Origin of the sequence: Streptomyces sp. 15-116A (genome assembly GCF_025290915.1) — a bacterium.
Lineage (GTDB): Bacteria > Actinomycetota > Actinomycetes > Streptomycetales > Streptomycetaceae > Streptomyces.
The window spans coordinates 1-11,699 of sequence record NZ_JAOCQE010000204.1 but is presented as its reverse complement, the minus strand read 5'-3'; the positions used below and the strand labels follow the sequence as shown (position 1 = coordinate 11,699).

At 70.6% G+C, this 11,699-nt stretch carries 10 protein-coding genes and 1 pseudogene; 7 read left to right on the top strand and 4 right to left on the bottom strand.

Annotated features, from left to right (window positions below; all coding sequences use genetic code 11):
• Positions 1–187 precede the first annotated feature (187 nt).
• From N4P33_RS25790 to N4P33_RS25780, 3 genes are all read right to left on the bottom strand, one after another.
• The gene (locus N4P33_RS25790) at positions 188–1,570 is read right to left on the bottom strand and encodes a ferredoxin reductase family protein (protein WP_260829140.1); all 1,383 of its coding nucleotides are present in this window, start codon (positions 1,568–1,570) and stop codon (positions 188–190) included.
• A gap of 88 nt (positions 1,571–1,658) precedes the next feature.
• A complete protein-coding gene (locus N4P33_RS25785; RefSeq protein ID WP_260829139.1) occupies positions 1,659–2,360 on the bottom strand; it encodes a L,D-transpeptidase in 702 nt (233 codons plus the stop codon).
• A gap of 3 nt (positions 2,361–2,363) precedes the next feature.
• Positions 2,364–2,951, bottom strand: coding sequence for a pyridoxamine 5'-phosphate oxidase family protein (locus N4P33_RS25780; protein WP_260829138.1), 588 nt, complete (start codon positions 2,949–2,951; stop codon positions 2,364–2,366).
• Between the two features lie 130 nt (positions 2,952–3,081).
• On the opposite strand from N4P33_RS25780, the gene N4P33_RS25775 reads away from it, so the two are divergent.
• The 5 genes from N4P33_RS25775 (at position 3,082) to N4P33_RS25755 (ending at position 9,128) form a co-directional block, all read left to right on the top strand.
• Entirely contained in the window at positions 3,082–4,275 is a 1,194-nt protein-coding gene (locus tag N4P33_RS25775) for an argininosuccinate synthase (RefSeq protein WP_260829137.1), read from the top strand.
• Positions 4,276–4,415: 140 nt separating this feature from the next.
• Positions 4,416–5,849: an argininosuccinate lyase gene (gene argH / locus N4P33_RS25770; RefSeq protein WP_260829136.1), complete on the top strand. Its 1,434-nt coding sequence runs from the start codon at positions 4,416–4,418 to the stop codon at positions 5,847–5,849.
• 137 nt (positions 5,850–5,986) lie between these two features.
• Positions 5,987–6,958, top strand: a complete 972-nt coding sequence (locus N4P33_RS25765) for an aldo/keto reductase (protein WP_260829135.1) — start codon at positions 5,987–5,989, stop codon at positions 6,956–6,958.
• A gap of 86 nt (positions 6,959–7,044) precedes the next feature.
• Positions 7,045–7,614, top strand: coding sequence for a TetR/AcrR family transcriptional regulator (locus N4P33_RS25760; protein WP_260829134.1), 570 nt, complete (start codon positions 7,045–7,047; stop codon positions 7,612–7,614).
• Positions 7,611–9,128, top strand: a complete 1,518-nt coding sequence (locus N4P33_RS25755) for an MFS transporter (protein WP_260829133.1) — start codon at positions 7,611–7,613, stop codon at positions 9,126–9,128. The genes N4P33_RS25760 and N4P33_RS25755 overlap by 4 nt, the downstream gene beginning before the upstream one ends.
• Positions 9,129–9,208: 80 nt before the next feature.
• On the opposite strand, the gene N4P33_RS25750 is transcribed toward N4P33_RS25755, so the two are convergent.
• On the bottom strand, positions 9,209–9,880 hold the full coding sequence (locus N4P33_RS25750; protein WP_260829132.1) for a 1-acyl-sn-glycerol-3-phosphate acyltransferase: 672 nt from the start codon (positions 9,878–9,880) through the stop codon (positions 9,209–9,211).
• A gap of 402 nt (positions 9,881–10,282) precedes the next feature.
• Here N4P33_RS25750 and N4P33_RS25745 point away from each other — a divergent pair, with 402 nt between their 5' ends.
• Positions 10,283–11,482 carry a glycerophosphodiester phosphodiesterase gene (locus N4P33_RS25745; RefSeq protein ID WP_260829131.1) on the top strand — a complete coding sequence of 400 codons (1,200 nt, stop codon included), beginning with the start codon at positions 10,283–10,285 and terminating at the stop codon, positions 11,480–11,482.
• Positions 11,483–11,557: 75 nt separating this feature from the next.
• A pseudogene (locus tag N4P33_RS25740) lies at positions 11,558–11,699 on the top strand (sigma-70 family RNA polymerase sigma factor); the annotation flags it as partial.

Below are 11,699 nucleotides of genomic sequence, written 5' to 3'. Positions count from 1 at the left end.
TCGGCCGCGCCCGGGTCGGACGCCGGCTTCAGCGACAGCAGCAGCACGATCCCGGAGACCGTGGCGGCGGTGGCGAGCACGGCACGCCGCACGGGATGACTCTTCCTCATCGCTTCTCGAGCTCCTGAAATGGGTGCTGAACAGGGTGGGAGGGGGAGGTGGGGGAGGGGGCGGGGACGGCCGTCGCTCACATCTCGAACGACTCGTGGTGGATCCGGCGTGCGGGGACACCCGCGCCGCGCAGCGCCTCGTACACCTGCTGGGCGAAGCCGGGTGGCCCGCACATGAACACGTCGTGCTTGTCGACGTCCGGGATCTTGCGCTGCAGACTCTCCGCCGAGATGTCCGGCCGCTCCCCGTCGGGGCTGTTCACCGCGTACATCAGCCGCGCCCCGCGCTCGTCGGCGATCTTCGCCAGCTCGCCCCACAGGGCGAGGTCCTGTGTGCTGTTGGCCCGGTACAGCAGGGTGATGTCGCCGGAGGCGCCGGGCAGCGTCTCGAACAGCGCCCGCATCGGGGTGATGCCGACCCCGCCCGCCACCAGCAGCACCTTGCCGCGGCTGCGGCGCTGGGCGGTGAGCGCCCCGTAGGGGCCCTCCGCCCACACCCGGGTGCCGGGCTCCAGCTCGCGCAGCCGGGAGCTGTGGTCGCCGATCGCCTTGACGGTGATCCGCAGCAGATCGGGGCGGGGCGCCGCCGACAGCGAGTACGGGTGGGAGCTGAAGCGCATGCCCGGCGCGAGGAACCGCCAGCGGAAGAACTGCCCGGCCTCCGCGCCGATCCGGTGCAGCTTGCGCCCGCGGATCAGCACCGACACGATGCCCGGCGTCTCCTCGATGACCGCCTCGACCCGCATCCGGTGCCGCAGGTTCAGCCGGATCGGGGTGATGATCCGGTACCACAGCACCAGCGCGGTCACCGCGCCGTAGAGCCCGTACCAGAAGGTCTTCGCGGACGGCTCGACGGCGAACTCGTTGCCGGTGGTGATCTGGTGCCAGAACGTCAGATACACCGCCGCGTAGGTCAGCAGGTGCACGTGGTACCAGCCGTCGTACGGCAGCCGGCGGCGGATCGGGCCGATGGAGATGAAGGCGATCACGAACAGCAGACCGGTGCCGATGGCGGCCTTGCCCATGTCGGGCAGCGTGTTGATGGAGGTGATGGTCTGCTGGACGATGTCGCCGAGTGACTTGCCCGCCTGGAGCGCGTAGCCCCACATGATCAGGAAGACATGGGCGATGACCAGGCAGACGGTGTAGCGGCCGCTCATCGCGTGCCAGCGCGCGACCCGGTCCGAGCCCACCCGGCGTTCCAGCGCGGGCACGCGGGCCATCTGCAGCACCACCAGGGCCATCAGATAGCCGGCCAGCAGACCGGTGATCCGGCCCGCGGCGACGATCTTCCCGGTGGTGTCCGCGATGGACGGGGTGTTGGTCCACCACAACCACAGCACGGCCACCGCGCCCGCGCCCACGGCGAGCAGCAGGGGGACGGCAGGGGAGCGGCGCGGACGGATGCGGCGCATCGTCTGGCGGCGGGCGGCACGGCCGCCGGCGAGCGTGGTGGTCACGGTTCCTCCGTGGGGACTTGACCCTTGGCCCACAGATACGTGCCGTGACGCGGGAGTGTTCAGAGGGAAATCCGGTCCGTACTGCCGTTCAGTACCGGGTGATCGCCGTGCGCCCGCCCTCGGTGCCGATCGCGAGGTGCGGAGCGCGGTCCGGGTCCGCCCAGCGCAGGATCCTGCGCATCGCGTCCTTCGGCACGGACACGCAGCCCGCCGTCGCCCCACGCCCGTTGACATGCAGGAAGATGCCCGCGCCCCGGCCGCGTACCGGACGGTGGTAGTTGAAGTCGACGACGAGGGCGTGGGCGTACTGCCTGCGGTACGTGATCAGATGCTCGGCCTCGGCGGCACGGCAGTCGGCCGCCCGGGGCTCGGTCCACCGGTTGTAGGCGCGGGAGTCGCCGTCCTGGCACCACCAGGAGTCCGCCCGCACGGGACGGTACCGGTACGCCGTCCCGCGGGGCGCCGCCTCGATGCCGAAGGCGTACGGCAGCCCGTACAGCCCGGTCGGTGTCGTGTTCGTGCCCTGCCGCCGTGCGGCCCCCTCCACGAGCCCCTTCGCCCCGAAACGGGCCGGCGCGCTGCCGGCGGCCACCCAGCGACCGTCCGTGCGGTTCCACCAGGTGACCGTGCCGCTCGTCGAACCGGCCCCCGCCGCCACCGCGGTGATCAGCTGGGAGCCGCCCCCGGTGTCCGCCATGCGCTCCGGCAGCGGCGAGGACGACCGCCCGGCACCGAGCACGAGCAGCGACAGGCAGGCGAGGACGGCGGTGGGCACGACACCTGGGCGCATGGCTCAGACCGTAGACGGGGGCAGCGGCAACGGCAGCCCGGGTAGTCCGTCCAGGCTGGTCGCCACGTGCTCCTTCTTGGTGAAGTAGGCGTTCAGCGATGCGTCGTCCTCGCGCGCGAACCGCTTGCCGTGCAGATCCCGGTCCGCCTCGTACGCCATGAAGGGCACGGCGTACCCACAGGTGTCCCGGATCAGCTCGGCGGTCACGACGATGATCGCCCGCAGCCCGTGGGCGCCCGGATCGATGCCGGGGAAGCGCGCGAGCAGCTCAGGGAAGCGCGGGTCGTCCCGGAACACCGGCTCTCCGCGCCCGTGGACGCGCACGATGTTCGGCGGCCCCTGGAACGCGCACCACATCAGGGTGATGCGGCCGTTCTCCCGTAGATGGGCGACGGTCTCCGCGTTGGAGCCGGCGAAGTCGAGATAGGCGACGGTGAGGTCGTCGAGGACCGTGAGGGAACCCTTGAGGCCCTTGGGGGAGAGGTTGACGGTGCCGTCGGCGGACAGGGGAGCGGTGGCCGTGAAGAAGACCGGCTGCTCCTCGATGAAGGTCCTCAGGCGGCCTTCGATGCGCTCATAAGTCTTTCCCATGACTAACGATTATGGCCGTCAATCGTTCGACTGTCTAAGGAATTGAGACACCCCCGGATCGCAGATTGACGAATCATGCGGACTCCTGCATACTCATGCATGTCAGCGAATGCACTGTGAGGAGAAACCCGTGACCGAGCGCGTCGTACTCGCCTACTCAGGCGGTCTGGACACCTCCGTCGCCATCGGCTGGATCGCCGAGGAGACGGGCGCCGAGGTCATCGCCGTTGCGGTCGACGTCGGCCAGGGCGGCGAGGACCTGGACGTCATCCGCAAGCGCGCGCTCGCCTGCGGTGCCGTCGAGGCCGAGGTCGCGGACGCCAAGGACGAGTTCGCCGAGGAGTACTGCCTCCCGGCGATCAAGGCCAACGCCCTCTACATGGACCGCTACCCCCTGGTCTCCGCCCTCTCCCGGCCGACGATCGTCAAGCACCTCGTCGCCGCCGCCCAGAAGCACGGCGCCAGCACCGTCGCCCACGGCTGCACCGGCAAGGGCAACGACCAGGTCCGCTTCGAGGCCGGCATCGTCGCCCTCGCCCCCGACCTCAAGTGCATCGCCCCGGTCCGCGACTACGCCATGACCCGCGACAAGGCCATCGCCTTCTGCGAGGAGAAGGGCCTGCCGATCGCGACCACCAAGAAGTCCCCGTACTCCATCGACCAGAACGTCTTCGGCCGGGCCATCGAGACCGGCTTCCTCGAGGACATCTGGAACGCCCCGATCGAGGACATCTACGAGTACACCCAGAACCCGGCCGTCGAGCGCGAGCCCGACGAGGTGATCATCTCCTTCAAGGGGGGCGTCCCGGTCGCCATCGACGGCAAGCCCGTCACCGTCCTGCAGGCCATCCAGCAGCTCAACGAGCGGGCCGGCGCGCAGGGCATCGGCCGGATCGACATGGTCGAGGACCGTCTCGTCGGCATCAAGTCCCGCGAGGTCTACGAGGCCCCCGGCGCGATCGCCCTGATCACCGCCCACCAGGAGCTGGAGAACGTCACCGTCGAGCGCGAACTCGCCCGCTACAAGCGGCAGGTCGAGCAGCGCTGGAGCGAACTCGTCTACGACGGCCTGTGGTTCTCGCCGCTCAAGCGCGCCCTGGACGGCTTCGTTGACGAGGCGAACCAGCACGTCACCGGTGACATCCGGATGACGCTGCACGGCGGTCGCGCGGTCGTCACCGGCCGGCGGTCGGAGTCGTCGCTGTACGACTTCAACCTGGCGACGTACGACACGGGCGACACGTTCGACCAGGCCGCGGCGAAGGGGTTCATCGACATCTACAGCCTGTCGGCGAAGATTGCGGCGAAGCGGGATCTCGGCTGAGGGCTTTCGTGGTGGGGCGCGGTGGAACGGTGCGGGCCGTGTGTGGTTGCTCGCGCCCGCGCGGCGGAGCCGCATATCGGGCACAGCCCCGCGCCCCTATCGGGGCGCTTTTCACCACCATTCTTGAGGAGTGCAGCTAAGTGAGCAGTAACAGCGGTGACGTACGGCTGTGGGGTGGCCGTTTCGCCGACGGGCCCGCCGAGGCCCTGGCCAAGCTGTCCGCGTCGGTCCACTTCGACTGGCGGCTCGCGCCGTACGACATCGCCGGGTCCCGTGCGCACGCGCGCGTGCTGCACAAGGCGGGGCTGCTCACCGAGGACGAGCTGACGCGCATGATCGAGGGCCTCGACCAGCTCGAAGCGGACGTGGCCTCCGGCGCCTTCACCGGCACCATCGCCGACGAGGACGTCCACACCGCCCTGGAGCGCGGCCTCCTGGAGCGCCTCGGCCCCGACCTCGGCGGCAAGCTGCGCGCCGGCCGGTCCCGCAACGACCAGGTCGCGACCCTCTTCCGCATGTACCTGCGGGACCACGCCCGCGTCATCGGCGGCCTGATCGCCGACCTCCAGGACGCGCTGATCAGCCTCGCCGAGGCCCACCCGGACGTGGCCATGCCCGGCCGCACCCACCTCCAGCACGCCCAGCCCGTCCTCTTCGCCCACCACGTCCTCGCCCACGTCCAGTCCCTGTCCCGGGACGCCGAGCGGCTGCGCCAGTGGGACGAGCGCACGGCCGTCTCGCCGTACGGCTCCGGCGCCCTCGCGGGCTCCTCGCTGGGCCTGGACCCCGAGGCGGTGGCGAAGGACCTCGGCTTCGAGCACGGCAGCGCGGCCAACTCCATCGACGGCACGGCCTCCCGTGACTTCGTCGCCGAGTTCGCCTTCATCACCGCGATGATCGGGGTGAACGTCTCCCGGATCGCCGAGGAGATCATCATCTGGAACACGAAGGAGTTCTCCTTCGTGACCCTGCACGATGCCTTCTCCACCGGCTCGTCGATCATGCCGCAGAAGAAGAACCCTGACATCGCCGAGCTCGCTCGCGGCAAGTCCGGCCGCCTCATCGGCAACCTCACCGGCCTCATGGCCACCCTCAAGGCCCTCCCGCTCGCGTACAACCGCGACCTCCAGGAGGACAAGGAGCCGGTCTTCGACTCCATCGACCAGCTGGAGATCCTGCTGCCCGCCTTCACCGGCATGATGGCCACCCTCACCGTGCACCGCGAGCGCATGGAGGAACTGGCCCCGGCCGGCTTCTCCCTCGCCACCGACATCGCCGAGTGGCTGGTCAAGCAGGGCGTCCCCTTCCGCGTCGCCCACGAGGTCGCCGGCGAGTGCGTCAAGGTCGCCGAGGCCGAGGGCAAGGAACTGGACGACCTGACCGACGAGCAGTTCGCCAAGATCTCCGCCCACCTCACCCCCGAGGTCCGCACGGTCCTCAACGTCCCCGGCGCCCTCGCCTCCCGCAACGGCAGGGGAGGCACGGCCCCGAGCGCGGTCGCGATCCAGCTGGCCGAGCTGAAAGCGGATGTAGCCAACCAGCACGCTTGGGCAACGGCACGACAGCTCACCTAGGGGCGCGGGGAACTGCGCGAGCAACCACAGAGCACCCGCAGCCGCCCGACGCACCGCACAACCCGAACTCTGACGCGAAGGTCATCGCGGGTTACGTTGGTCGACACCCGGAAGGGAGCCGACCGAACGGAGCCGCGATGCCCTTCGCCCGCCTGGCCACCGCAACCACCCCCACCTGCCACATCGGCCTCGGCCTCGCCGCAGTCGGCCGCCCCGGCTACATCAACCTCGGCCGAGAGCAAGACCTGGGAGAAGACCGCAGCGTCGAAACGCTGCGCACCCGCACCCACGAACTCCTCGACGCCGCCTACGCCCAAGGCGTCCGCTACGTCGACGTCGCCCGCTCCTACGGCCGCTCCGAGGAGTTCCTCGCCGATTGGCTCAAGAACAACCCCGGCATCGACGACGTGGTCATCGGCAGCAAATGGGGCTACACCTACACCGCCGACTGGTCCACCGACGCCGAGCACCACGAGATCAAGGACCACTCCCTCGCGACGTACGAACGCCAGCGCGCGGAGACCGACGCCCTGCTCGGCGACCGGCTCGACCTGTACCAGATCCACTCGGTGACCCCGGACAGCCCCGCCCTCACCGACAAGGACCTGCACGCCCGGCTCGCTCAGGCGGCAGCCGACGGCCTCACCATCGGCTTCTCCACCAGCGGCCCCGCCCAGGCCGACGCCGTCCGCGCCGCCCTCGCGGTGACCGTCGACGGCGAGCCGCTCTTCCGTACGGTCCAGTCGACGTACAACGCCCTGGAGACCTCCGCCGCCCCCGCCCTCGCCGAGGCGCACGACGCCGGACTCACGGTGATCGTCAAGGAGGGCATGGCCAACGGCCGCCTGGCCGGCCCGCACGCCCCGCAGGTGCTGCGGGACATCGCCACCGAGACCGGCCTGGGCTGCGACGCCGTCGCCCTCGCCCACATCCTGCGCCAGCCATGGGCCGGGGTCGTCCTCTCCGGCGCGGCGACCACCCTCCAGCTCGCCTCCAACCTGCACGCCCCGGCCGTCGACCTCACCGATGACCACCTGGCCCGCCTCGCCACCCTGACCGAGGACCCGCAGGCGTACTGGGAGCACCGCGGCCGCCTGCCCTGGCACTGAGAAAACCAGAGCACCCAGCACCACCGCCCTGAGACACGCCCGCCCGCGGTGAGACATTCATGTCTCACGTGCGCTATCCTCGTCTCATGGCTGTCGATCGTGACCACGTGCTGCGCTCCGCCGCGGCCCTGCTGACCCGCAAATCCACCGCGACCATGGACGAGGTCGCCAAGGCCGCCGGGATCAGCCGCGCCACCCTGCACCGGCACTTCGCCGGGCGCGACGCGCTCGTACGGGCGCTGGAGGCGCTGGGCATCGCCGAGTGCGAGGCCGTCCTGGAGGCGGCCCGCACGGAGGAGGGCCCCGCCGAGGACGCCGTACGCCGCCTCGTCGCCGCGATCGAACCGCAGGCCGGCCTGCTCGCCTTCCTCTACACCGAGAACCAGCTGTTCGAGGGCGAGGAGCAGAACGCGGGCTGGGCCAGGATCGACGAACGCATCGCCGCCCTGTTCCGGCGCGGCCAGGAGAGCGGCGAGTTCCGCATCGACCTCACCCCGGCCTGGCTCACCGAGGCGCTCTACGGACTGCTCGCCTCCGCCGCCTGGGCGGTGGCCGAGGGCCGCGTGGCCCCGAAGGACTTCACCCACATGGTCGTGGAGCTGCTGCTCGGCGGCACCCGACGCCAGAACGACGCATCACAGAGGAAGGAATCATGACCAGCACCCTGCGGCCGGTGGACGACACCGAGGCGGTGAAGCGGCCCGGACGGTGGCTCGCGCTCGGCGTGCTCGTGCTCGCCGTGCTGCTGGTGGCCGTCGACGCGACCGTCCTCGGCCTCGCCACGCCGTACATCAGTGAGGACCTCCAGCCCACCGGCACCCAGCTGCTGTGGATCGGCGACGTCTACTCGTTCGTCATCGCCAGTCTGCTGGTCTCCATGGGCAGCCTCGGCGACCGCATCGGCCGCAAGCGGATCCTGCTCTACGGCGCCACCGCGTTCGGCGCGATCTCCGTCCTGAACGCGTACGCCACCACGCCCGAGCTGATGATCCTGGCGCGCGCCCTGCTCGGTGTCGCCGGCGCGACGCTGATGCCGGCCACGCTCGCCCTGATCCGCAACCTCTTCCACGACCCGCGCGAGCGCAGCCTCGCCGTCGGCATCTGGGGCGCCACCGCCTCGGCGGGCACCGCCATCGGGCCGATCCTCGGCGGCTTCCTGCTCGAACACTTCTGGTGGGGCTCGGTCTTCCTGATCAACCTGCCGGTCATGGCCGTCCTGGTCGTCGTCGGCATCAAGATGCTCCCCGAGTCGAAGAACCCCAGCCCGGGACCCTGGGACCTGCTCAGCGTCGTCCTGTCGCTGATCGGCATGGTCGCGCTCGTGTACGCGGTGAAGGAAGCCGCCACGCACGGCTTCGCCTGGGCCACCCTGGCCGCCGCCCTGCTCGGCGCGGGCGCCCTGTACGGCTTCGTACGCCGTCAGCTCACGCTCCCCGCACCCCTGCTGGACATGCGGCTGTTCCGTCACCGCGGCTTCAGCGGAGCCGTCCTCGCGGACCTGCTGACCATCCTCGGCCTCTCCGGCCTGGTCTTCTTCCTCTCCCAGTACCTGCAACTCGTCCAGGGCAGGCGCCCGTTCGAGGCGGGCCTGGCCGAACTGCCCGCCGCGATCGGCGCGGTGGCCGCCGGTCTGGTCGCGGGCAAGGCCGCCCGCCGCTTCTCGGTGCGCTCGGTCGTCTCCGGCGGACTCGCCGCGGTCGGCCTGTCCCTGGCCGCGCTCACGGTGATCGGCCAGTCCACCGGCTACCCCCTGCTCGGCGCGGCCCTCCTGGTCGTCGGCATCGGCGCCGGCTTCTCCTTCACCGTCACCGCCGACGTGATCCTCTCCAGCGTCCCGAAGGAACAGGCCGGGGCGGCATCCGCAGTCTCCGAGACCGCGTACGAGTTGGGCGCGGCCCTGGGCATCGCCGTCCTGGGCTCCATCGTGACAGGCGTCTACCGCGACTTCACGGGCCCGACAGGCACCCCGCCCCAGGCCCACGAGTCCCTGGGCGGCGCGGTAGAGGCGGCGACCAGAATGCCGACGGACACAGCGGAGACGATGCTCAACGCGGCCCGCGAATCCTTCGTGGACGGCCTGACCCTGGCAGCAGGCGTAGGCGCGACGGTCCTGCTCCTGGCGGCAGTCGCATCGTGGGTGCTCCTACGAGGCCAACGGCTCAGCAGCTAACCAAAGGGGCGCGGGGAACTGCGCGACAAGCCACATCACACCCGCAGCCGCCGTACTTCCCCAGCGCCCCCCACAGACTGCTACGCAGCCTTCGCCTTACTCGCGTACATGTCCACATACTCCTGCCCGGACAACCGCATCACCTCGGCCATCACGGAGTCAGTCACCGCCCGCAGCACATAGCGGTCCCGGTCCATCCCGTCATAACGGGAGAACTCCATCGCCTCACCGAACCGCACCGTCACCCGCCCCGGCCGCGGCAACCCCGCCCCGCCCGGCTGCAGCTTGTCCGTACCGATCATCGCGAACGGCACCACCGGCGCCCCCGTCATCAGCGTCAGCCGCGCGATGCCGGTACGGCCCCGGTACAGGCGGCCGTCGGGCGACCGCGTGCCCTCCGGGTAGATGCCGAAGACCTTGCCCTCCTCCAGCACCCGGCGCCCGGTCATCAGCGCCGCGACACCGCCCCGCCCGCCGTCGCGGTCGACCGGGATCATGCCGACGCCGGTGAAGAACCAGGCCATCAGCCGGCCCTTGAGCCCCTTGCCGGTGACGTACTCGTCCTTGCCGATGAAGAAGACCTGACGGTCGCAGACCAGCGGGAGGATCATCGAGTCGATGAACGTCAGATGGTTGCCGGCCAGAATGACCGGGCCGTCGCCCGGGATGTGCTCCGCGCCCTCCACCTGTGGGCGGAACATCAGGCGCATGATCGGGCCGAGCACTGCCTTGATGAGCGCGAAGCGGGACAACGGGCCCTCCGGTGGGAAGCGGACGTCGATGGATGCCGTATGAGTCTGTGCAGGTGAGGACATTACTCGCGGCTCCGGGGATTGCGCACATCGGGCTCACGCGGTTCACCGAGGTCTTACTCACTCTTGACGTGGGTTCACCTGCGGTGGCCCACGGTGACCGGGGCGTAACGCGGCCGCCACGCTGTGACGGAACTCGCCCGGACCCGCATACAGGGCGCGTGCCCCGGTTCACCCGGTCGAACCCGACGCGGTGTCACATCCCCGGCGGAATACGACAGACGTACGACGGACGTACGACATGCGACACCACCCGTGTGTTCGCCCGAAGGTCTCCCGTCCGTCAACCGCACACACCTACGATCGGCCCGCACTGAACCAGCCGACGGCAGGAGGGCGCTCATGGGGACGCGGGACACTCGGGACACTCGGGACACGCGTGAGTCGAACGAGCGGGCGGGCGGTACCGGGCGCCGGGCGCTCCTCGGCGCGGCAGTGCTCGCCGCCGGCGGTACGGCCCTCGGGCTGAGCGGCACGGCGAGAGCCGCCGACGCCCCGCGCGGCAGCAGCCGCGGCGGCCTGAAGAGCCTGCCCGTCCCGACGATCATCGGTCACCGCGGAGCCAGCGGTTACCGGCCCGAGCACACCCTCGGCGCCTATCAGCTCGCCCTCGACATGGGCGCGGACGTCGTCGAGGCCGGTGACCTCGTCCCCACCAAGGACGGCCACCTGGTCTGCCGCCACGAGCCGGAGATCGGCGGCACCACCGACGTCGCCGACCACCCCGAGTTCGCCGGCCGCAGGACCACCAAGACCCTGGACGGCGCCTCGGTCACCGGCTGGTTCACCGAGGACTTCACCCTCGCCGAGCTCAAGCGGCTGCGCGCCGTCGAGCGCATCCCCGCCAACCGCCCGCACAACACCCTCTACAACGGCCGCTGGGAGATCCCCACCTTCGAGGAGGTGCTGCGCTGGCAGGACGAGCAGACCCGCGAGCGCGGCAAGCAGGTCTGGATCTACCCGGAGCTCAAGCACCCCACCTACTTCCGCAAGCTGGGCCTCGGCCTGGAGGAGCGGGTCGCCAAGGTGCTGCGCAAGCACGGCAAGGACGAGCGGAACGCCCCGGTCATCCTCCAGTCCTTCGAGCCGACCAGCATCCAGCGCCTGAACACCCTCGTGGACAACCCGCTCGTCGTCCTGCTGTCCGGCGCGACCAGCCGCCCCTGGGACTTCGTCGAGTCCGGCGACCCGCGCACCGTCGCCGACCTCGTCACCCGCAAGGGGCTCAGGGAGATCGCCTCCTACGCCCAGGGCATCGGCCCCACGCTGGACCTGGTCATCCCGCGCGACGCGAGCGGCCGCCTCACCGAGCCGACCACCCTGGTCCGCGACGCCCACCGCGCGGGCCTGATCCTGCACCCCTACACCCTGCGCAACGAGAACCCGTTCCTGCCCGCCGACTTCCGCAAGGGCACCGACCCCGACGCCTACGGCGACGTCTTCGGCGCCTACCGCGCGTACTTCGCCACCGGCATCGACGGCGTCTTCACCGACCACCCCGACACCGGCCTGCTGGCCCGCGAGGACTTCGTCAACGACTGAAGCCCCTCCCACCGGTTGGGGTGAGCTACGGCCGCCGCGGGCAACCGTGTCCGCGGCGGCCGCGTCGTTGCGCATATGACGCACGAGCTGGTCACCGCCCTCGGTCCGCTGCTCACCGCGGAGGCCTCCGCCGAGGCCCATGCGTCCGGGACCGAACCGGCCGACCTGGAACAGGCGGTCTGGCTCCGCCTCCTGGAACGCCTCGACGCCCAGGACC

What these genes read in the sequence shown, in the direction of transcription:
- N4P33_RS25785 (WP_260829139.1), bottom strand. Translation starts at nt 2,360, where the DNA reads ATGCGCCCAGGTGTCGTGCCCACCGCCGTCCTCGCCTGCCTGTCGCTG.
- N4P33_RS25780 (WP_260829138.1), bottom strand. Translation starts at nt 2,951, where the DNA reads ATGGGAAAGACTTATGAGCGCATCGAAGGCCGCCTGAGGACCTTCATC.
- N4P33_RS25765 (WP_260829135.1), top strand. Translation starts at nt 5,987, where the DNA reads ATGCCCTTCGCCCGCCTGGCCACCGCAACCACCCCCACCTGCCACATC.
- N4P33_RS25760 (WP_260829134.1), top strand. Translation starts at nt 7,045, where the DNA reads ATGGCTGTCGATCGTGACCACGTGCTGCGCTCCGCCGCGGCCCTGCTG.
- N4P33_RS25755 (WP_260829133.1), top strand. Translation starts at nt 7,611, where the DNA reads ATGACCAGCACCCTGCGGCCGGTGGACGACACCGAGGCGGTGAAGCGG.
- N4P33_RS25745 (WP_260829131.1), top strand. Translation starts at nt 10,283, where the DNA reads ATGGGGACGCGGGACACTCGGGACACTCGGGACACGCGTGAGTCGAAC.